Raw genomic sequence first — 20,939 nt, 5'->3', positions numbered from 1 at the left:
GCAGATCGCGGCAGGTGTCTGCGCAGCCAGGGATTCCGACGACGCAAGGGGCAAGAGGGCCGTTCGGTTGAACTGGGCTTGTTCGGCAACGCGCAGCGCGTGTGGTCCCCAAGTGGTCCCCATATTCTGCGCGTTGCTCCGAGCGAGGGGACTCAGCCCATTCTTGGAGCGCACACGGGTGTTGGACAGCCCTCGGTGACCGGACGAGGGGTCGGGCACGTAAAGGACGTGCCCGACCCCTCGTCCGCGTCTCTAGCGACTCACTTGTCCTTGCAGTACTCCGCTTCCTTGCCGATGGATCGGTACATGCAGTCGGCGTTCTCGATCAGCTGGAGCACCGCGTCGCGGTTGCGGCTCGTCTCGCGCTCGATGACCTCGTCGGGCGGGTAGAAGCCGCCGCCGCCGACGTCCGTCGGATACATCTCGAAGGTGTAGGCGAAGACCTTCTGGTCACCCCACAGCCAGTCGTCGATCGACCCGTCCGTGACGTAGAGGTCGCTGGACTGCTCGGCGGTGTACTTGTTGCTCTTGCCCATCTTCTTGCCAACGGCCTCGAACGCGTCGTGGTCGTCCTGGGTGAGCCCCTCTGCGGTGTCGTCGGTCGTGTATCCGTACGGCCAGAGCACCAGTTCGCTGTAGGTGTGGAAGTCGATGGCCGCCTTGAGTTGCTGCTTGCCTCCGACCACCCGGGAGCGTGCGAAGTCGGCGACGACCTTCACCTCCGGTGCGGACTCGCCGGACTTGCCTCGATAGGTCTCATCGCCGGGATCGTCTGAGGAGCCGCCGCAGCAGCCGAACTTGAAGTCCCAGTTGCGATTCAGGTCCGTGCCCACTTGATCGGAGCCGGAGTTGGGCTGCCGGTTCTTGCGCCAGCTCTCATAGGAACCGGACTTGATGTCGTACTCGCCGCCGTCCGGATTGAGGTCGGGGACGATCCAGATCTCGCGGCCGTCCACGGCCTTCTTTATCCGGTCGTCCGAGTCGTAGTCCTCGCCGAACTCCCCCATCAGGTAGAGCGCCATCTCGACGGTGAGGTGCTCGCGGGCGTGCTGGTGGTGGGTGAAGAGGACTTCGGGCTCGTCCTCGTCCTTCTTGACGTTGTCACTGATCTTGACGGCGATGATGTCCCGGTCCTCGTGGGACTTGCCGATGACCTTCTTGCTCATGATCTTGGGGTTCTGATCGATGCGCTTGTCGATCGCCTTCATCGCTTCGGCGTAGTTGTGATAGCCGGAGTCGTCGGGCGGGAAGTCGCCGGGCTTGCGGGCCTGTCCGCCTGTACGGGCAGGGGGCCCGCTCAGCTTCTTCAGCTTGTGCCCGAGCTTGCGCAGCTTGCCTGCCTGGGCCGAGTCGGCGCTGACGACCACGGAGTGATCGTGGACTTCGTCCAGCGAGACACCGGTGGCGGCGAGTGCCGTGCGGTCGGCGGTGCTGGAGGGCCCATTGATCTCGTACTGCCTGATGTCCTCGTCCGCGGCCGTGCTGGACGGCCGGTCCGGGGGAGAGGCGGTGGCGTTCGCGGTGGCTATGAGCGCCCCCGTGAGAACCACTGCCAGCAGGGCGATGAGGGCTCTGGTCGGTTTACGGAATATGCGAAGTCGCATTGCAACTCCTGTATCGGGAGTGGGGGGTGCCCCCAAGCGCGCGGATGGCGTCCGCGCGCTTCGGGTCTGGCGATACATGTCGTGCGTAGATCCTGACTCAGAACAAGCTGTCGAGCAGCTTGTTCGGGGAACCGGCCATCGGGTCCTGGGAACATCTCGCTCGTGGCGTTCGCCACGAGAGCGTCGAGTCGCGGACGGTCCGTTATTCCCAGCTTCAGTGTCCGTGGCCGCATCTACGGTTGCAGGAGCTGTGGAGCACCACCGGGCGAGCCCGTAGACCCAGCCGCGTACCGTGGCACCATGTGTGTAGATTCCACGGCCAGTTCTGCTACTTCAGGAACGGACACGCACTGCCCGTACTGCGCTCTGCAATGCGGCATGACGTTACTACCCTTGCCAGACAGCAACGGGGCCCACTCTGCGACGCGGGCCGGTGTGGAGGTCGCGGAGCGCCCCTCGTTCCCTGTGAACCAGGGCGCGCTGTGCGGAAAGGGCCGTACGGCTCCAGCGGTTCTCACCCGGCAGGCGCGCCTCACCCAGCCGCTCGTGCGCCGCCGCTCATCCGACGAGTTGGAGCCCGCCACGTGGGAGGAGGCGCTCGACCTCGTCGCCACAGCCCTGGACCAGACACGTATCACGCACGGTCCAGATGCTGTAAGCGTCTTCGGCGGGGGCGGACTGACGAACGAAAAGGCCTACGCCTTAGGCAAGTTCGCGCGGCTGGTGCTCGGCACCTCCCAGATCGACTACAACGGCCGCTTCTGCATGTCCTCGGCCGCCGCAGCCGGGAACAGGGCCTTCGGCGTCGACAGGGGCCTGCCGTTCCCGCTGTCGGACGTGGCACGTACGGGCTGTCTCATCCTCGTCGGCTCGAACCCGGCGGAGACAATGCCGCCCGCGATGAGGTATCTGAAGGAGCTGCGTGAAGGCGGAGGCACCCTGATCGTCGTCGATCCACGGCGCACCCGAACCGCGAAGCAGGCCACCCTCCACCTCGCCCCGCGACCCGGCACCGATCTGGCGCTGGCGCTGGGCCTCCTCCACCTCGTCATCGCCGAGGGCAGGCTGGACCAGGACTTCATCGACTCGCGGACCGCTGGCTGGACGGAGGCCCACAGCGCCGCCATGGCCCACCGACCGGAATCGGTGGAACACATCACCGGAGTGTCCGAGCCCGAACTGCACCAGGCCGTACGGCTCTTCTGCGACCCGGAGCACGCCATGGTGCTCACGGCACGTGGTCCGGAGCAGCAGTCGAACGGTACCGACGCGGTCAGCGCCTGGATCAACCTGTGCCTGGCGACGGGGCGTGCCGGACGGCCGCTGTCCGGCTACGGCTGCCTGACCGGGCAGGGCAACGGACAGGGCGGACGTGAACACGGCCAGAAGGCAGACCAGTTGCCGGGATACCGAAAACTGGACGACCCCCTTGCCCGTGCTCACGTGGCACGGGTGTGGGGCGTGGACGCGGAGGCTCTGCCGGGTCCAGGACGCAGCGCGTACGAACTACTGGACGCGCTCGGCGGCGACATCCGCACCCTGCTGCTGATGGGCTCGAACCCAGTCGTCTCCGGCCCGCGCGCGGCACATGTCGAAGAGCGGCTGCGCGCGCTCGACTTCCTCGCCGTCTGCGACGTGGTTCTCTCCGAGTCGGCGCAGCATGCGGACGTGGTGCTCCCCGTCGCCCAGTGGGCCGAGGAGACCGGCACGACGACCAATCTGGAAGGCCGTGTGCTGCTGCGCCGCAAGGCGGCCGACCCGCCGGCAGGCGTACGCACGGACCTCGACGTGCTCAACGGGCTTGCGGTACGGCTGGGCTGGGAGCAGAGCTTCCCCACCGACGCGGAAGAGGTCTTCAGCGAGCTGGGTCGCGCCTCGGCGGGCGGCCCCGCCGACTACTCGGGCATCACCTACGCTCGCATCGCGGCCGGAGACGGCGTGTTCTGGCCCTGCCCGGAAGGGGGTGCGGAGCCGGCGGAGACGGGTACGGCGGGTGGTGCCGAGGCCGGGGCGTGCGCAGCCGGAACTCCCCGGCTCTTCCTCGACCGCTTCGCCACACCAGACGGTCGCGCACGCTTCGTCGCGGTGAAGTACCGCCCTACTGCCGAGGAGCCGGATGCCGATTACCCGTTGCGGCTGACGACCGGCCGTGTGCAGGCCCAGTACCAGTCGGGCGCACAGACACGCCGCGTCGACGCCCTCAACAGGGCGGCCCCAGGCCCCTTCGTCGAGCTGCACCCCCGCCTGGCCCTGCAGCTGGGCGCCGAAAGCGGCGACAGGCTCGCGGTCGTCTCACGGCGGGGACGTGCGGTGGCGCCGGCGCGTGTCACGCGAGGCATCCGTCCCGACACCGTCTTCATGCCGTTCCACTGGTACGGCGAGGGCCGCGCGAACACGCTCACCAACCCCGCGCTCGACCCGACGTCACGGATGCCGGAGTTCAAGACCTGCGCGGTACGCGTCGAACTGGCCACGCCCGTATCGCAGGAACGCAACCACAAGCACTGAGTAACGCGATCGGCCACGGCGAGTGACGCGTCGGAACAGTCACGCGGAGGCAGTGCACACGGAATTCCTTCCGGCCCACTGGCAGTACGCGTGGGCGGCTGTGTCTCTCGAAATCGTCGACCCGATACTCCCGTTCTCGTCGTGAACACAGCAACCACGCTTGCTTGAGCAATATGATGTAAGGCGAAAATCGGCCGGCAGGTCAGAAGCGTTTCGCGGTATCGGCGACTTCCTTGAGGAATTTCCGCTCAGTCCCGGTGGGGAGCATGACCACGACGCGATCGACGCCGGCCGCCTCGTAGTCGTTGAGTCGATCGAGGTGGGCGAGGAACACATTGATCTCCATGCGCCCACGGCCGAGTGCGGCGGCGCGCTCCTGCAGCTCGGAGACCCGCGCCCCGAAGTAGCCCATGTCGTCATGGTGGCCGGGCATCCATCCGTCGCCGAAGGCCAGCACCCGGTCCAGCACGGTGGGGCCGTCCCCTCCGACGAACACCTTCGGCCTCGGCTTCTGAAGCGGTTTCGGCCAGGAGTGGATGGGGTCGAACTGCACGAACTCGCCGTGATACTCCGCCTCGTCGTTCGTCCAGATCTGCTGCATCGCCGCCATCCGCTCGGCTGTCAGCCCCATCCGTGTACGGGGATCGGTGCCGTGGTTGCGCATCTCCTCGCGGTTCCACCCCGAGCCGGCACCGACCCCGAGCAGCAGCCGCCCATGCGACAACTGGTCGAGTGTAGCGATTTCCTTTGCCAGCAGGATGGGATCGCGTTGCACGACAAGGCAGATCCCGGTGCCGAGTCGCAGGGTCGAGGTGACCGCGGCCATCGAGGCCAGAGTCAGGAGCTGATCGCGGTTGCGGTAGTAATCGCGGGGCATGTCGTTCGCTGATTGCACGAACTCTTCGCGCTGCCCTAGTTTGACGTTCTTGTCCCCGGCGGCGTACGCGACCCGGCGGGCCACCGGCACGTGGCTATGGTCGGGCAGGAAGACCGACTCGATGCCGAGCCCCTCGGCCTCGCGGGCGATCTCAAGTGGGTCGAGACCCTCATCCGAGTTCATGGAGAACACACCGAACTTCATTGTCCCTTACCTCCTGGTTTCGGACGTCGAGTCCGGCCTGTGTTCAGGTCATGTACGGGAGCACGAAGTGTGTGGCCCAAGTGAACTGTTCGCCGGTCTCTGCTTGTTGCTCGGCGCGCCCTGGACAGCCCCTGACATGGTCCCGGCCGGCAGGCCGTTTCCTCCGCATGTGTCGTTCTGGGACCCTGCGCAGGGCGCGGCATCGCGCGGTTATCGACGTCGCGGCGGATCAGCGGCCGCCGGCTGCGTCGAGGCAACCACCCCCGGGCCCGGGGTGGTTGCTGTGCGATGACCTCCCGGGCCCGGCCAGACCCTCGGCTATGTGGTGGGGTCGAGCTGGCCGACTTGGTAGTCGCCGGCGGGCTGCTGTGAGATGACGTTGATTCGGTTGACGGTGTTCATGAAGGCGATCAGGGACACCAGGGCTGCGAGTTGCTCCTCGTCGTAGTGCTTGGCGGCATTTGCCCAGACCTCATCGGCGACGCCACCGGCCGCGTCGGCGATGCGCGTACCCTGTTCGGCAAGTTCCAGGGCGGCCCGTTCGGCGTCGTTGAACACCATGGCCTCCCGCCAGGCCCCGACCAGGTGGAGGCGCAACTCGGACTCTCCCGCGTGCGCGGCCTCCTTGGTGTGCATGTCGATACAGGTGCCACAGCCGTTGATCTGACTGGTACGGAGGGACACCAGCTCCCGCGTCGTGACCGGCAGCGGCGAGTCCGCGAAGAACACCTTGCTTGCCGCGAAGACGTACTTCAGGAACTTGGCCGAGAACGGGTTCTCGAAGAGGTTGTAACGAGCAGTCATGGATGAACTCCTTTGTTCTATCGTTGTCGGCGATTACGTCCCGACGACCGGTACGACTGGGACGCGACAGGGAAACGCGGGCTCGTCAGGCCTGCCGCGCGAGCGATCAGCCACGGAACGAAGAACGTTCGCTTCCGCCCCCTTGTGCTTCATGTGGATCCGCAGCCGGTTTTCGGTCGTTCGGCTTCGAGCAGAGGGGTGGTTGACCAACTGAGCCGTGCCGTGCCGGACTCGGCAAGCGCGGTGGTCTCCCCTGATGAATCGCCGGCCGGCCGATCATCATGCGACCTTCTCGGCGCTCACGACGGCCTGCACGGGGATGACGTCCGGTGGCAGATCCGCAGGGTCCTGGGTGATCGTCTCGGTGACCGCGAACCCGCATTCTTCCAGCCAGCGCCGGTAAGTCGACACTTTCTGCGGCCCGCCCTGCCCGGTGGCGCAGCCGAGGAAGAAGGTCGGGTAGTAGTCAACGGTGTACGAGTCCTTGAGGTTCTCGGTGTACACGGGCACCAGGATGTGAACCTGTCCGCCGACGTCCAGTGCCTTGTTGACGCCGTGGAGGATCGTGAACACCTCGTCCTTGTCGAACATGTTCAGGAAGTGCTTGATCAGTACGGCGTCGAATCCTCGGGGGATCTCCGTGAAGGCGTCACCGCCGATGAACGAGCAGTGCTCGGCGACACTATGAGTCCGGAAGTTCTCCAGGCACTCCGCCTCTTTCTCGGGGAGGTCGAAGGTGGTCACCCGAAGTCCGGGCGACGCCTTTCGCTTGTACGTGTGGACGGCGCCGAGTCCGGTGTTGCCGGCGAGGTCGAGCACCTGCGCACCGGACGGGATGTCGATGTTCTCGAAGAACCACGGGTCGATGCGGGCGGTGACGACGTCCATCAACGTCGACCAGGACTCGCGCAAATCCCGGTGCTCACCGACGGCGCCGTACAGGTCCCCGTCGAATCCGTAGATCTCCTTGAGGCCGACGACCGTGCCGGTCCGCACACTCTCGGTCAGGTAGAAGAGCTGCCGAAGCGTGGTGACCTTGATCAAGTTCATGAACGCGAGCACTCGCTGGAGGTCGGCTTCGGCGACGCCGCCGAGCGCGGCGAGGGTGTAGCCGCCGGACGCCTCGTCGTGTGCGACGAAGTCCTCCTTGACCAGCAGGTGCAGCAGTTGTTCGACCGCGTCCGGCTTGACACCGGCCGCCTCACCGAGCTGCGCCGCCGTCATCCCTGGGGTCTCCCGTAGCGAATCGATAATGCCCAGCTCGAAACAGGACAACAGGTTCATGAAGCGTGAGGGCCCCACCATGTATTCACGAAGTCGCGCGAGTGTGGCTTCCGGTGTCATGTACTGAACCCCTTAGAGTCGGTTGTCTCCGTCCCCGCGACGCAGCCGCTCGAACCGATCTATCCGGCAATGTCCGTGACCTTCTCCGCAGCCACGATCGCATGTACGGGAATGGCGTCCGCAGGTATGTCAGCAGGGTCCTCGACGATCACGTTCGTGACCTCGAACCCGCACTCCTTGAGCCAGGTGCGGTAGGTCGACAACTTCTGTCCTCCGCCCTGTCCCATGGCACATCCGATGAAAAAGGTCGGGTAGAACTCCACGCTGCTGCGGGTGTCCGTGTCGTCGTTGTTCTCTGGATACAGCGGAATCAGGATGTTGACCTGTCCGCCGACGTCCAGCGACTTGTTCACGCCTCGGAAGATCTTGAACACGTCGGCCTTGTCCCACATGGCCAGGAAGTGCTTGATCAGTACGACGTCGAATCCCCGGGGGATCTCCGTGAAGACGTCACCGCCGATGAACGAGCAGTGCTCTGCCACACCGTGAGCCCGGAAGTTCTCCAGGGCTTCCTCTTCCCTCGCGGGGAGGTCGAAGGTGGTCACCCGAAGTCCGGGCGACGCCTTCTGCTTGTACGTGTGGACGGCGCCGAGTCCGGTGTTGCCGGCGAGGTCGAGCACCTGTGCACCGGACGGGATGTCGATGTTCTCGAAGAACCAGGGATCCACGCGGACGGTTTCCATGTCCATCGCCGGTGCCCAGGAGTCGCGCAGGTCCTTGTGTTCGGCCAGGGCGGCGAACAGCGTGCCGTCGAATCCGTAGAACTCCTTGAGGCCGACGACCGTGCCGGTCCGAACGGTTTCGGTCAGGTAGAAGAGCTGCCGAAGCGTAGTGACCTTGATCAGGTCGAACATGGCGAGCACTCGCTGGAGGTCGGCTTGGGCGACGCCGCCGAGCGCGGCGAGGGTGTAGCCGCCGGACGCCTCGTCGTGTGCGACGAAGTCCTCCTTGACCAGCAGGTGCAGCAGTTGTTCGACCGCGTCCGGCTTGACACCGGCCGCCTCACCGAGCTGCGCCGCCGTCATCCCTGGGGACTCCCGTAGCGAATCGATAATGCCCAGCTCGAAACAGGACAACAGGTTCATGAAGCGTGAGGGCCCCACCATGTATTCACGAAGTCGCGCGAGTGTAGCTTCCGGTGTCATTGCACCGATCCTCTCGATTGGCGATCTGATCTTCATTGCTCTGCCGGCACGCCGAGTGAACGACCTTGCCGGCCGGCGTCGTCAGCTTGACCGATGGCTTGGAGATCCGGCGTCCTTGCGACGCCAGGTGGATTTGCCGGTCGAGACCGAGGCGCCATCGTGCTGACAAGCAATTGCCAGAGCGAATTTCGGTTCCGGGAGTTCGCTACTTGGCCAACCGGTCGAAGGTGGCCGTGACATCTTTCGGATGGTAGTAGGTGCGCCCAATGTGGGTGTAGCGGCGCCATCGGTGCTTGTGGGCGTAGCGGTAGATACTGCCTTTGGGAATGTGCCAGACAGTGGCAATGTCATCGGCCGTCAGACCGGCCGTCAAGGTTTCACGGTTCAAGCCCGCTCTCCTTTCCTGATGCGTATCTGACGGGCAAGCCTTGCCCACCAGGTCACCGGCCACGAATGGCAAGGGGAAAGGGTGCAGACGATCTCTGAGGGAAGGAGATCATCGTGAGCGCGTATGTAGGCGAAGAGCTCACCTGCGCAGTCGCTTTCGGGACAGGAGCCGACCGGTACCCGCCGGACGCTGTTCGGATAGGCGAGATCCCGTGCGTTGCGCGTGAGGTCCCGGATCTCCTCCGCCATGTCTCCTGCCGCGGGATGGCGGGTCAGCCACAGCATGTGCCGGCCCAGAAATCGGGCGAGCGTGGGGATTTCCCGGTTCGGGGGCTGCAGTCGTCGCTCGTCGGAAACGAGACCGGCCCAGGATGCCAGGACTGTACGGATGGACGATCGCACCTCGACGGCTGCGGGGTTCATCGAGTCGCTGGTGGCGCTTTTCTTGTGGGATTTCTTTATGACACGTACTGCGTCCGGGCTGGCGCCCGTGTTGCAATCTGCGTACAGAGCAGGCAGGTTCCGCAGTTCGTGCGTCAAGCGATCATGGCACGGTAAGCATAAGAACGTGCCGTCACATGGCCTACCCGGACCGTCCCTCCCGCTCCGACAGGATCGGGTACGGCAAAATTCTCCTCCCATTCCATTCCCCTTTCCCGTGCTTCCCCGGTCTGTCCACCGAGGATTTGCGCCGTGGTTTTCATGCTTTACGGGACGCAGACGGGATTGTGATCTGACCCTTACGAAACGGCATGATGTGAGTGGGCGAAGGGAGACGTCAAGGGGGGCTGTCGCAGCGCCACGGAGGCCCGCGCGGCGCCGCGGGAGGCCGTCTCTGCAGGCTCGCCGGTCATCGACCTGAAAGACCGTCACATCGTCCCAACGTCTTGTCGGCGGCTTCTTCACTGCCGGTCTTCCACTTGTTCATCGAGCTCGTTCGCGACGGCGTGCGGGGTCTCGGTCCACTGCGAACCCGCCCCGAGAAGCCAGGAACCGGGCCGAGCTGGCGCCAATCCTTCTCGTTGCCACCGGGTCCCCCTTCCACCCATCACGGCGGTGTCAGCCCAGGAGGCCTCCTGGGCTGACACCGCAGGTCAACGTCGTTTGCAGGGAACGTAGTCCGCGCTCCGTACGACACTTCGTCGACCTTGACAGCCGGTCGACGAAGAACCTATACATAAGATCGCAGCCTTGAGTACGCCCTGGAACCGCCCGCTCGGTTCTCGCTTCAGACCGCGACGTGCTCTGTGAGGCGCCGGCATGACGTGCCGGTCCGCCTGGTCGAGCTGCTTCCTCGCCCGATCCCCTCGCCCCACGGGCGGCCGTACAGCCACGGGTTCCCACGGGGCGTTCGCCGGTGAGCGGGCCTGGCATGGACGTCCGCGGCTGACACGGCTGGGCGGGCCGCCGGCCGGTTCCCCCCTTTCGGACGCCGACTCCGTCACGCCGAGGTTGCGTCCCTCTCTCCGCCCGCCGCACCCGCATCGGTGTCATGGCTCCCACGGCTGTGCCCGTGCGGGGGTGCGCTGTGGAACCGGCGGAGGATGCAAGCCAGTTGATCGCAAGTCCCCTCGAGGGGCGGCCGTCCGGTGGCCGGCCGCGAGTCTCTCCAGGTCAAGGTGCCCACGGAGGTACCTGCTTCAGTACGTGCCGCACGGCAGGCAGGCGCGACGGTCAGAGCCTGCTCGTCCTCCCGGCAGCCGACGCCTCGATCGGGCACCACGCCGGCGCCGGTCGATGGCACATGGTGAACGACGGTTCGGGCTTCTTGCCTGCCCCGATTCCCAGACGGACCCAGAAGAAAGCGGAATTCCAGACATGCCCATTCTGTGCAAGCCGTCGGTGAGTGTTCCGGAACATGTCATCACTGTTGAGGAGACTCTAGAGTTCGCCGAGAAAGTACATTCCGGAAAGCCTCAACTTCCTTTGGCGCTCCGGCTGATCAAGAACACGGGAGTGCGGAAGCGGCACATCGTGCAGCCCATCGAGAAGACGCTCCTCCACCCTGGGCTGGAGGAACGCAACCGCGTCTACGAGATCGAGTCCAAGAAGAGGTGCCCGGAGGTCATCGAACGGGCATTGGAGAACGCCGGGACGACGGCCCGGGACATCGACGCGATCATCTACGTGTCGTGCACCGGGTTCCTGATGCCGTCGCTGACCGCTTGGCTGATCAACACCATGGGCTTCCGGTACGACACCCGGCAGATACCCATCGCGCAGTTGGGGTGCGCGGCGGGCGGCGCGGCGATCAACCGGGCTCAGGAATTCTGCACGGTCTACCCCGAGAGCAATGTCCTGATCGTCTCCTGCGAGCTGTGCTCGCTGTGCTATCAGCCCGAGGACGACGGTGTCGGTTCGCTGTTGTCCGACGGCCTGTTCGGCGACGCGGTCGCGGCGGCCGTGGTGCGGGGGCGCGGGGGCACCGGCATGGCGCTGGAACGCAACGCCTCCCACCTCATTCCCCACACCGAGGACTGGATCTCCTACGCCGTGCGCTCCACAGGGTTCCATTTCCAGCTGGATCGCCGGGTGCCCGGGACGATGGAGCCCATCGCCCCTGTGATGCGCCAGCTCGCCCTGGAACACGGCTGGGACGTCGGCAACCTCGACTTCTACATCGTGCACGCCGGCGGCCCACGCATCCTGGATGATCTCAGCAAGTTCCTCGGCGCCGATTCGAGGATGTTCCGCCACAGTTGGACGACCCTCACCGAGTACGGCAACATCGCCAGCGCCGTCGTACTGGAAGCCCTCCGCAGGCTTTTCGAAGAAGACGCGCTTGTGCCGGGCGCCACGGGAGTGGTCGCGGGATTCGGTCCCGGTATCACCGCCGAGATGGCCGTGGGCCAGTGGACCGTCGACGCACAGAGCCCCACGGACTGGATGCTGCACGAATCCTCCGAACCGGCTCTTTCCTGAGCGCCCTCCTGAACGCGCGCTCCAACGACCCTCGACGACAAGGAAGTACATCGCATGAGCGGCCTCGTCATGCCCGCTGGTCATGGACGGAAGCTGATCACGAAAGCACAGGAGATCACCTTCAAGGTCACCGGGGCGGACGGCTCCGTCACGTCCTGCTTCGAGGTGGTGGTTCCGCCCGGCTTCGACGTCGGGGCGCACATCCACCACCACTCGCAGGAGTTCTTCTACGTGCTGGAGGGAGAACTCGAACTCCTGGCGTTCGAGCCGACCGAGCGCACCGAGGACGGCTGGCACGACTGGGAGGCAGCCGACGGGACTCGTGCGGTGCGCGCGGGCCGGGGCAGCTGCATGTTCGTCCCGCCGAGCACCCCGCACGCGTTCAGGAACCGCAGCGACGAGCCCGCGGTCATGCTCTTCCAGAGCCACCCGGCCCCGGACCACGAGCACTACTTCGACGAGATCGCCGAGATCTTCTCGGCCGGCCAGGAGGTCGACCCGGCAGCAGTCGAGAAGATGCGTGAACGGTACGACGTCCAGCAGATCACGCCGCTCCGCTACGAGCCGCCGTCCGCCGCCTGAACCCCGTCGAGCAGCAGTCCACAAGGCGTCGTGAAGGGTGACGATGGACATGATTCCCCTGGTCCAGGCGAGCTTGGGCGAGCAGGAACTGGCAGCCGTCTCAGAGGTGTTCGCCTCGGGCTGGCCGGCCGGTCAAGGCCCGAGAGGGAAGGCGCTCGAAGCCGAGCTGACAGCCCGGTACGCGGTAGGTGATGCGGTCGCGTTGAGCAACTGCGGCGCCGCCCTTCATCTGGCCCTGCTCGCGCTCGGGGTCCAGCCGGGCGACGAGGTGATCGTCGCCGACTACACGTTCCCGGCGCCGGCCCACGCGGTGCGCTACCTCGACGCCGTTCCGGTCTTCGCCGACGTGCGTGCCGACACCGGCACCGTGGACCCGCAGGCGGTGGCAGACCTGGTCGGGCCGCGCACCGTGGGCATCATCGCCGTGGACACGGTCGGCCTGCCCGCCGACTACGCGGAACTGCGGTCGATCGCGGACCGCCACCAGCTGTTTGTCGTAGAGGACGCCGCATGCTCGGTCGGCGCGACCTACCAAGGGGGCCAGGCGGGTGCGCTGGCGAGCGTGGCCTGCCTGTCGTTCCACGGGCGCAAGGGCGCGACCAGCGGTGAGGGCGGGGCCCTGTTGACGGCCGACCCGGCGCTCGGGGCGGACGCGCGACTGCGGTCGTCCTTCGGCATCGGCAGCATCTTCGACCAGTCGAAGGTCGTCGGGCTGCCGATCCCGGAGTTCACCGAGATCGGTTACAACTACAAGCTGTCCGACGTCGCCGCCGCGATCCTCCAGGTGCAGATCAGCCGGATCGACGCGTTGCTGGAGCGTCGGCAGGCCGTAGCGGCGCTGTACGCGGAACTGCTGGCCGACGAGGAACTTCTGACGCTGCCGCACGTGCCGCAGGACCGCACCCACGCCTGGCAGTCCTACATGGTGACGCTGCACCCGGGCGTCGACCGGGCGGCGGTCGCCGCCGACCTGCGAGCCCGGGGCGTCGGCTGCGGGCACGGTACCTGGGCCTCCCACCTGCAGCCCGTCTACGAGGCGAAGCAGCAGTGCCCGGTCTCGGCGGACCTCTTCCAACGCAACCTCGCCATCCCCATGCACGCAGAGCTGAGCGCGGACCAGGTGGAGCGGGTCGCGGAAGTCCTTCGGAACGCGCTCAAGAGCCACGTACGTCCACACACGACCTGAGAGGGGCGCATGACAAACAGCCAGCCGACGCCGGAGCGCATCATGCAGCTCATCAACGGCTATTGGACGACCGCCGTCGTCGGCGCTGCGGCGAAACACTCGCTCTTCACCCACCTCGAAGCCGGCGCCGACACGGCCGCTCGACTGGCCGAGCGGGCGGAGATCTCGGAGCGGGGTGCACAGACCCTCCTCGACGGGCTCGTCAGCCTCGGCCTTGTGGAGCTGCGCGACGGCGGCTACCGCAACACCCCCGAGGCATCGGCCTTCCTGGTCGAGGGCAGGCCGGCCGGCCTGACGAGCTTCGCGACACTGAAGCTGCCCCAGATGTGCGTCATGGCGGACCTGCCCGAAGTCGTCGAAGCCGGGGGGCCGGTGACGGACCCGGCGGTGGAGGTGGCCGACAACCCGCACTGGGCGGAGGTGGTTCCGGCCATCGCCGCGCAGTCCGTGCCCGTGGCGAAGATCGCTGCCGAGACCCTGCGCCTGGCGGAGGCCGGGGACGTCTCGATCCTCGACGTGGGTGGTGGCTCGGGCATCTACTCGGCCATCTGGCTCGGGCTCAACCCGACCGCCCGGGCGACCCAGCTCGACTGGGGACCGGTCAACACCATCGCCCGCCGACTGGTGGCCGAGGACGGCATGGCCGACCGGTTCTCCTGCGTGGACGGCGACTTCCACACGACCGACTTCGGCACCGACACCTACGACGTGGCGGTGTACTCCCACATCGCCCACCAGGAAGGCCCGGAGGACAACATCGAGCTCTTCGGCAAGCTGCGGAGCGCCCTCAAGCCCGGCGGCACCCTGGTCGTCTGTGACTACGTCGTCGAGAACGACCGCAGTGGCCCGCCCTTCCCGCTGATCTTCGCCACGGAGATGCTGATGAAGAGCAAGCAGGGCAGTACCTGGCGGCGGGCCGACTACCGGTCGTGGCTCACCAAGGCCGGTTTCGACGACGTCTCGTTCCAGTCGACGCCCGCGCCCGCTACCTTGATCTTCGCCCGATGAGCAGCATCGGGCCGACACTTGGAGGACTTGATCGGGATCGACTGGCAATCAGGACGATGAACGTGGTCAGCCGTTCCAGGGGCGGAGCTTCTCGGGGTTCCGAACCGCCCAGACCTGCTTGATGCGGTCGCCCACGACGTGGAACGCGAGGACCGCGGCGGTCACTCCCTCCTGGTGGACCACCAGGCCGGGCTGGCCGTTGACCGTACGTTCCAGCAGCTTCAGGTCGGGTGTCCGCTCGGCGATGTCGACGATGGCCCGCGCGACGTGCTCTCCTCCCTTGATGGGGCGCAGCACGGCGCTCACGAGGCCGCCGCCGTCGGCGGTCGTCAGGGCCTCGGGGTCGAGGAGGGCGATCAGGGCGTCGATGTCCTTGGCCTCCCAGGCCAGCTTGAACTCCCTGACGATGTCGGTGCGTTGGGTCGTCGGCGTGGCGCGGGCCCGTGACGCGCGGATGCGGCGGCGGCCCGAGAAGGCCAGCTGGCGACAGGCATGCGGAGTACGGCCGACGATCTCCGCCACTTCGCCGAAGGAGTAGTGGAAGACGTCGTGCAGGACGAACGCCACGCGTTCGGCCGGGGTCATCGACTCCAGCACGACGAGAAAGGCCATGTTGACCGACTCGTCGAGGGTGACCCGGTCGGCCGGATCACCGGTGCTCCCGGGCGACCGCCCGGCGGTCCACTCCGCACGATCCGGCAGGGGCTCGGGGATCCACTGGCCCACGTAGTTCTCCCGCCGGGCCCGCGCCGATCCGAGGTGGTCGAGGCAGATGCGGCTGGCGACCTTCATCAGCCAGCGGGCGGGGGACTCGATGGCCTCCTGCTGCTCACGGGACAGGGCGTACCAGCGGACGTACGTCTCCTGCACGACGTCCTCGGCGTCGGTCAGGGAACCGAGGAACCTGTACCCGAGGTTGATGAGCTGGCGCCGCTCGCTCAGGATCGCGCTCAGGTCCGGGTCGAGCCGGCCGTCCGCCGGTTCGGACTGCATGCTCATGGTGTGGCCAACTCGCTCTCTAGCTCTCGCCATTGCCCGTTCGGCCGGACCTCGTACCCAGACGGGCGGGACGCCTGACATTACGAGGGTGTGCGTCGTCGTACTGGTGAGGGACCGGCTTCCCGCCAGTCCTCTGCCTTCTGTGGCATACCCGATCACCAACTGTCGACTTCGGGACCGGAGCGGCTCACACCCGTGAGGGTTCCCGTCCTTCGGGTTGAGCGTGGTCCTGTTCGCATGGCGGTGTTCGCGGCGTGAGGCCGCTTCGGCGGCCCACTCCTCGCCGGCTGGACCGGGACGCCGGACGGGCTCGGCCGGCGCCCACCGGCACGGTTGGCCCGGCCGACATCAGCGGACAAGAATCGTCGAAGAGGGAAACAACTATGGAATCTGTGAACGTCTCCATCATCTACTACAGCTCCACCGGAACGGTGCACAGCCTGACGCAGGCGGCAGCCGAGGGTGCGGAGAAGGCCGGTGCGACCGTACGCGTGCGCAAGGTCGCCGAGTCCGCTCCGCCGGAGGCGATCGCCGCAAACCCGGAGTGGGGCCAGCACTTGGAGGCCACCGCCGACGTCGAGCAGGCCTCCAACGACGACCTGCTCTGGGCGGACGCGGTGATCTTCGGTACCCCCACCCGTTTCGGCAACGTCTCCAGTCAGCTCAAGGCGTTCCTGGACGCAGCCGGCCCCCTGTGGTTCCAGGGCGCGCTCGCAGACAAGGTGTACTCGGCCTTCACCTCCAGCAGCACCGCCCACGGCGGGCAGGAGTCCACGCTGCTGGCGCTGGGGAACACCTTCTACCACTGGGGCGGCATCATCGTGCCCCCCGGCTACACCGACCCCATCCAGTTCCAGTCGGGCAATCCCTACGGCACGTCCCACGTGGCGGGTGAGGGCCCGCCCGGCGAAGTGGCCCTGACGGCGGCCGAGTACCAGGCCCAGCGGGTCGTGACCACCGCGACGGCGCTCAAGGTCGGCCGCTCAGCCTGATCCGACAGGGTAACGACGGCAAGCGCGGCGTCCCCCTGCCATCGGGCCGGGGGACGCCGCGTGCACGCAGGACGGACAGCACAGGTACTCATCCGGCGTGCGGCAAGCACCCGTGGGGACGTTCGCCGAAGACCTGGCCACCCGCTCGTCCGCCGCCCCGGGCCTCGCTGTTCGAGGCCCCCGACCGGCCCCAGGCCGACAAACGCCGACGAGATCGTTGCCCACGGAGCCCGGCGGTCCTGTCGCTTTCGGGAAGCCGGCCCCGGCCCGGGACCCGGTGGCACCGGCAACAACTCTGCTTCTCCCGCTGGGACTTCAGCGCACTCTGCGCGACGGCCGCCTACGCCCGACCGTCCCACGCGACGCGATGCTCCGGGTACGCCAGATCGGGCCGCTCGCACCCTCGGGCTACCACAGGCCCGCTCCGGGCCGTCCCGTGCCTCCTGCGATTCCCGCGAACGCGTCGTCCCAGGGACCGGCCGGCTCACCGCTCCTCGTACGGGCCCGGCCACCGAGCCGCCGACGGCCCGGACGTCCACCGAACGCTGCGAAGGAGACACTCCGATGAAAGACTCCCAGCTCCACCGAACGATACGGCAGCGCGGTCTTCACCTCGGCGTCGTGCCGGAGAGGGCCGCGGCGAAGAACGGCTCGACGACGATCACACTCGACCACGACTTGGACGTCCTCCCCGAAGCGGGGCGGCGCCTGACGGTGGCCAAGCTGGCCGAGGACGTGGACGACCTGGCCGGCCGGCTGTGGGCGGCCGGGGTGCGGACCGATGACCATCTGGTGGTCCACAAGACCGCCAACTCCGACGTCTGTCTCCTCGCCATGGCGGCGGCGCGCATCGGGGCGATTCCCGTGATGCTGTCGCCCGCCCTGGACGGCGCGACCGTAGGTGCCCTGCTACGACGCCTGGATCAGCCGACATTGCTCACCGACGTGCACAAACTCGACGTGCTGGCCGACGAGCCGGTGGCGGACCTCACCCGACGGGTGATCGTCGTGGTCGGTGACCGGCCGGGGGCGGTGTCACTCGGTGAACTCGCCGGGTCCCCGCGGGTCGAGCCGGTGTTCCGGCCGCTGGACGAGCCCGCGTTGATCACCCACACCTCGGGGACCACCGGGCTGCCCAAGCTCGTGGTGCACACGCCGCGGACCCAGGGCCTCCGGCTCACGCCTCAGTGGCGGCTCCTGTCACTGATGCGGAAGCGGGAAACCGTCGCGATCCACATCTCCTTCGTGCACTCGCGGATGTTCGCGGCGCTGGCACTGGCGCTCTTCAAGGAGATGCCGGTGCTGCTGATGAACAAATCCGATCCGGACGACGCCGCCCGGTTCTTCCTCAGCAACCGGCCGGGGTTCATCGAGGCGCTGCCCAACTCGCTGATGGAGTGGGAGCCGCTCGCCGACGATCCGCGCAAGCCGTTCGCGTCGGTGAAGTACTTCAGCAGCACCTTCGACGCGATCCACCCCCGGACCATGAGCCGGCTGCTCACCTCGTCCGAGCGGCGCCGCCCCCTGTTCTTCCAGATCTACGGGCAGAGCGAGGTCGGCCCGGCCGTCGGCCGAGCGTACTTCCGCAGTTCGGCACACCGGACGAACGGACGCTGCGTCGGGTTCGTAATGCCGGGGTGCGCGAAGGTGCGGGTGGTGAGCCCGGACGGCAAGCGGCCCTCCAAGCGCAACCCCGGCTTCATCGAGGTCAGTTGGGACGGACTGGCGAAGACCTACTTCGGTGAGCAGGAGCGGTACGACGACAACCGGCACGGCGCCTGGTGGCGGACCGGGGACGTCGGTTACCGCACCAAGGCGGGCTGCCTCCACATGCTCGACCGCGAGGTGGACATGATCCCCGGGATCGACAGCAGCCTGGAGATCGAGGACCACGTCCTGGGCGAGTTGGACGAATTGAGTGAACTGGTCGTGGTGCCCGGTCAGGACGACGAGGCGGTTCCGGTGATCTGCACCCACGACGACAAGCCGCTGGACCGGGAGCGCTGGCGCAAGGCCGTCGCCGGCTTCCCTCAGCTGGCCGACCCGATCCAGATCCCCCAGGCCGAACTGCCGCAGACCGCCACGCTGAAGGTGCAGCGCATCCAGCTCGCCCGGCGGCTGCGCGAACAGCCGCAGCAGCACTGATGAGGACCTGCCCGACGGGACCCCGGACGTCCCGGGGGCCTCGACGTACCTCCGGTGTCCTCGACGCCGGACGACGAACGCCGGTGGGTGCACCGGACGGCCGCCGCGTCAGGGTGGAGCGCCTCGTCGCGTACGGTCCGGTGCGCACCGGTGACCCATGCGCACCCCGCCGAGGTGGACATCGGGACATCGGTCCGCCCGGCTCGCCGCAGTAGTGGAGTCCCACCAACCCGAAGGGATCAACAACATGACGCCGGAAGCCACACTCGGGCGGTTTCGCGAGTACATGGTCGGGCCCGCGCGGTTCATGAACCTGCTGTCCTGCTTCGAGCTGGGCATCATCGACAAGATCCGGGAGCAGCCGGGGGCGACGGCCACCGACCTGGGCAAGGCCGTCGGCGCCAAGCCGGACGCAGTGGAGCAGCTTCTGCACCTGCTGGTCAAGGAGCGGTTCGTCTCCTGCGACGAAGCCTCGGGCGGGTACGCCCTCGACGCGCTCGCCGGGGTCGACGACGCCGACCTCCGGCGCGCGCTCACCTACATGAACATGATCAAGGTTGTGGCGCTCAGGCAGTCGTTCTACCTAACCGACAGCGCGCGTACCGGCACGCCCTTCGGTCTGAAGGAGCTCTACGGGTCCGAGGGAACCCTGTACGGAGCCGTGGCCGAGCACAAGGACCTGCGCGAGTCCTGGTCGACGTTGATGGACACGGTCACCTCCCGCATCGACTCCTGGTTCTTCGAGAACATCGACCTCCCGTCGGGCGGGCGGGTGCTGGACCTCGCCGGGAACACCGGCCTCGGAGCGATCAACATGTACAAGCTGAAGGCGTCCCCCGGACTCACGGTGACGACCTTCGACCTGCCGGAGAAGGAGGAGGAGTGCCTCGAGAACTTCCGGACCCACGGTGTGGACGAGCACTGTTCCTTCATCGGCGGTGACGTCTTCGACAGCATCCCCAAGGGGTTCGACGTCGTGCTGATCAAGCACTTCCTGGACATGTTCGACAGGGACGACGTGTTCCGGATCCTCGCCGGCGTCCACGGGTCGCTGGAGGTGGGCGGACGGGTCAGTGTCCTGGTGCCGGTGTATCCCGAGAACATCACCGAGTCCGACAACTACAACGTCGACTTCTTCCCGGCCTTCTTCATCGGCTGCACCATGGGGCAGGGCGGGCCGCAGAAGCTGTCGACGTACAAGAAGTGGCTGGAGCAGTGCGGCTTCACGGTGACCAGCACGGTCACCAAGGATCCAGCCGACATCCCCTCCGACGTCATCCCCGTACCGGCTGTTCTGTGCGCCGCGAAGACGGCGTGACCGACTGGTCCTCCCCGATTCCGTCGGGCCCGCAGTGGCTCGACGCTCGCTCTCGGGATCGCTGATCCGGGAGAGGCCGAGGGGGCTCCGCGCCGCATGGGCGGCGGTGCCCGATGGAGAACTTCGAGCGGGGACCCGGGGCTGCACAACAAAGCCCGCCGACCTGGAGATTCTCTCTCCGTCAGCGGGCTTTACCGTGTTGTCGGGACGGCGGGATTTGAACCCACGACCCCTTGACCCCCAGCAGATCGCGGTGGAGATATGTGCAGGTCAGGACTCTGACGGCGCACGCTGGCTCGTTCGGTTGAACTGGGATTGTTCAGCGGCACGCACAGCGTGTGGTCCCCAAGTGGTCCCCACAATCTCGGGCGCCCTATGAGGACGACACAAGCCCTCAGCGTCGATCGCCATGTGTGTGCCTCTGGTGTGAGTGCTTCCCTTCGCGCCGTCCTGGTGCTCAGCCCGGGGTGGGGGGTGAGGGCTGATCGACGTGGAAGGTAAGCCCGGTGATTCGGCCTGATTGGATGACGGGACCGTGCTGAACGCCGCCGTTGATGTCGTTGTGCACGATGTCACGACGTGTGGCTGAGGTGGCGGCGAGTTGCTGCAGCGAGGTGAGCAGAACACGTAGGTCGTCGCTGGTGATTGCCCCGACTTCGACGAGCTGTTGTAGGTGGGCGTGCCACTGGTTTCTGACCTCGGAGGCGGTCTGTTCGTCCATCGTGCCGTCGCCGGTGAGCAGCCGAGTCCTTGCGTTGTCCAGGTCGGGGAGTGCGGCGGTGTCCGAACCAGTACGTGCCAGGAGGCGTCCGACAAGTTCACGGGCATGTGTCCATGAGTCGGTGACCATGAGGGAGACCAGTGTGGTTGCTCCCGAGGCTGCGAGAATGGCCAACTCGCTGTCCATAGCCTTC

Annotated in this window: 17 protein-coding genes; 8 read left to right on the top strand and 9 right to left on the bottom strand. The window is 66.8% G+C overall.

Annotated features, from left to right (window positions below; genetic code table 11):
- Nucleotides 1–260 precede the first annotated feature (260 nt).
- Nucleotides 261–1,604, bottom strand: coding sequence for a M14 family metallopeptidase (locus tag ACSMXX_RS01975; RefSeq protein ID WP_473182278.1), 1,344 nt, complete (start codon nucleotides 1,602–1,604; stop codon nucleotides 261–263).
- A gap of 300 nt (nucleotides 1,605–1,904) precedes the next feature.
- On the opposite strand from ACSMXX_RS01975, the gene ACSMXX_RS01970 reads away from it, so the two are divergent.
- Nucleotides 1,905–4,112: a molybdopterin oxidoreductase family protein gene (locus ACSMXX_RS01970; RefSeq protein ID WP_473182277.1), complete on the top strand. Its 2,208-nt coding sequence runs from the start codon at nucleotides 1,905–1,907 to the stop codon at nucleotides 4,110–4,112.
- Between the two features lie 202 nt (nucleotides 4,113–4,314).
- On the opposite strand, the gene ACSMXX_RS01965 is transcribed toward ACSMXX_RS01970, so the two are convergent.
- The 6 genes from ACSMXX_RS01965 to ACSMXX_RS01940 all read right to left on the bottom strand — a co-directional run bounded on the left by ACSMXX_RS01965 (nucleotide 4,315) and on the right by ACSMXX_RS01940 (nucleotide 9,413).
- Nucleotides 4,315–5,193: an LLM class F420-dependent oxidoreductase gene (locus ACSMXX_RS01965; protein ID WP_473182276.1), complete on the bottom strand. Its 879-nt coding sequence runs from the start codon at nucleotides 5,191–5,193 to the stop codon at nucleotides 4,315–4,317.
- A gap of 318 nt (nucleotides 5,194–5,511) precedes the next feature.
- The gene (locus ACSMXX_RS01960) at nucleotides 5,512–5,997 is read right to left on the bottom strand and encodes a carboxymuconolactone decarboxylase family protein (RefSeq protein WP_473182275.1); all 486 of its coding nucleotides are present in this window, start codon (nucleotides 5,995–5,997) and stop codon (nucleotides 5,512–5,514) included.
- A gap of 279 nt (nucleotides 5,998–6,276) precedes the next feature.
- Nucleotides 6,277–7,281 (bottom strand): methyltransferase, encoded by a 1,005-nt coding sequence (locus ACSMXX_RS01955; RefSeq protein WP_473184594.1) that lies wholly within the window; start codon nucleotides 7,279–7,281, stop codon nucleotides 6,277–6,279.
- A 119-nt stretch (nucleotides 7,282–7,400) separates the two neighbouring features.
- Nucleotides 7,401–8,447 carry a methyltransferase gene (locus tag ACSMXX_RS01950; RefSeq protein WP_473184593.1) on the bottom strand — a complete coding sequence of 349 codons (1,047 nt, stop codon included), beginning with the start codon at nucleotides 8,445–8,447 and terminating at the stop codon, nucleotides 7,401–7,403.
- 244 nt (nucleotides 8,448–8,691) lie between these two features.
- Entirely contained in the window at nucleotides 8,692–8,874 is a 183-nt protein-coding gene (locus ACSMXX_RS01945) for a hypothetical protein (RefSeq protein WP_473182274.1), read from the bottom strand.
- Complete coding sequence (locus ACSMXX_RS01940; protein ID WP_473182273.1) at nucleotides 8,871–9,413, bottom strand: hypothetical protein; 543 nt, start codon at nucleotides 9,411–9,413, stop codon at nucleotides 8,871–8,873. The genes ACSMXX_RS01945 and ACSMXX_RS01940 overlap by 4 nt, the downstream gene beginning before the upstream one ends.
- A 1,278-nt stretch (nucleotides 9,414–10,691) precedes the next feature.
- Between ACSMXX_RS01940 and ACSMXX_RS01935 the strand changes: the two genes are divergently transcribed.
- The 4 genes from ACSMXX_RS01935 to ACSMXX_RS01920 are packed head-to-tail and all read left to right on the top strand — an operon-like array spanning nucleotide 10,692 to nucleotide 14,571.
- Entirely contained in the window at nucleotides 10,692–11,795 is a 1,104-nt protein-coding gene (locus ACSMXX_RS01935; RefSeq protein WP_473182272.1) for a type III polyketide synthase, read from the top strand.
- Nucleotides 11,796–11,849: 54 nt separating this feature from the next.
- Nucleotides 11,850–12,377: a cupin domain-containing protein gene (locus ACSMXX_RS01930; RefSeq protein ID WP_473182271.1), complete on the top strand. Its 528-nt coding sequence runs from the start codon at nucleotides 11,850–11,852 to the stop codon at nucleotides 12,375–12,377.
- A gap of 43 nt (nucleotides 12,378–12,420) precedes the next feature.
- Entirely contained in the window at nucleotides 12,421–13,563 is a 1,143-nt protein-coding gene (locus tag ACSMXX_RS01925) for a DegT/DnrJ/EryC1/StrS family aminotransferase (RefSeq protein ID WP_473182270.1), read from the top strand.
- 9 nt (nucleotides 13,564–13,572) lie between these two features.
- A complete protein-coding gene (locus tag ACSMXX_RS01920; RefSeq protein ID WP_473182269.1) occupies nucleotides 13,573–14,571 on the top strand; it encodes a class I SAM-dependent methyltransferase in 999 nt (332 codons plus the stop codon).
- A 66-nt stretch (nucleotides 14,572–14,637) separates the two neighbouring features.
- Here ACSMXX_RS01920 and sigJ read toward each other — a convergent pair whose 3' ends face one another.
- Nucleotides 14,638–15,570, bottom strand: coding sequence for an RNA polymerase sigma factor SigJ (sigJ, locus tag ACSMXX_RS01915; RefSeq protein ID WP_473182268.1), 933 nt, complete (start codon nucleotides 15,568–15,570; stop codon nucleotides 14,638–14,640).
- Between the two features lie 383 nt (nucleotides 15,571–15,953).
- On the opposite strand from sigJ, the gene wrbA reads away from it, so the two are divergent.
- The 3 genes from wrbA to ACSMXX_RS01900 all read left to right on the top strand — a co-directional run bounded on the left by wrbA (nucleotide 15,954) and on the right by ACSMXX_RS01900 (nucleotide 20,025).
- On the top strand, nucleotides 15,954–16,562 hold the full coding sequence (gene wrbA / locus ACSMXX_RS01910; protein ID WP_473182267.1) for an NAD(P)H:quinone oxidoreductase: 609 nt from the start codon (nucleotides 15,954–15,956) through the stop codon (nucleotides 16,560–16,562).
- Nucleotides 16,563–17,126: 564 nt separating this feature from the next.
- Complete coding sequence (locus ACSMXX_RS01905; protein ID WP_473182266.1) at nucleotides 17,127–18,707, top strand: class I adenylate-forming enzyme family protein; 1,581 nt, start codon at nucleotides 17,127–17,129, stop codon at nucleotides 18,705–18,707.
- 247 nt (nucleotides 18,708–18,954) lie between these two features.
- Nucleotides 18,955–20,025, top strand: coding sequence for a methyltransferase (locus ACSMXX_RS01900; RefSeq protein ID WP_473182265.1), 1,071 nt, complete (start codon nucleotides 18,955–18,957; stop codon nucleotides 20,023–20,025).
- 457 nt (nucleotides 20,026–20,482) lie between these two features.
- Here ACSMXX_RS01900 and ACSMXX_RS01895 read toward each other — a convergent pair whose 3' ends face one another.
- The gene (locus ACSMXX_RS01895) at nucleotides 20,483–20,932 is read right to left on the bottom strand and encodes a hypothetical protein (RefSeq protein WP_473182264.1); all 450 of its coding nucleotides are present in this window, start codon (nucleotides 20,930–20,932) and stop codon (nucleotides 20,483–20,485) included.
- Nucleotides 20,933–20,939 lie beyond the last annotated feature (7 nt).

Source organism: Streptomyces sp. DSM 116795 (genome assembly GCF_055792905.1).
Note: the sequence above shows the minus strand (reverse complement) of the source record. Positions and strands in the feature narration are given on the sequence as shown.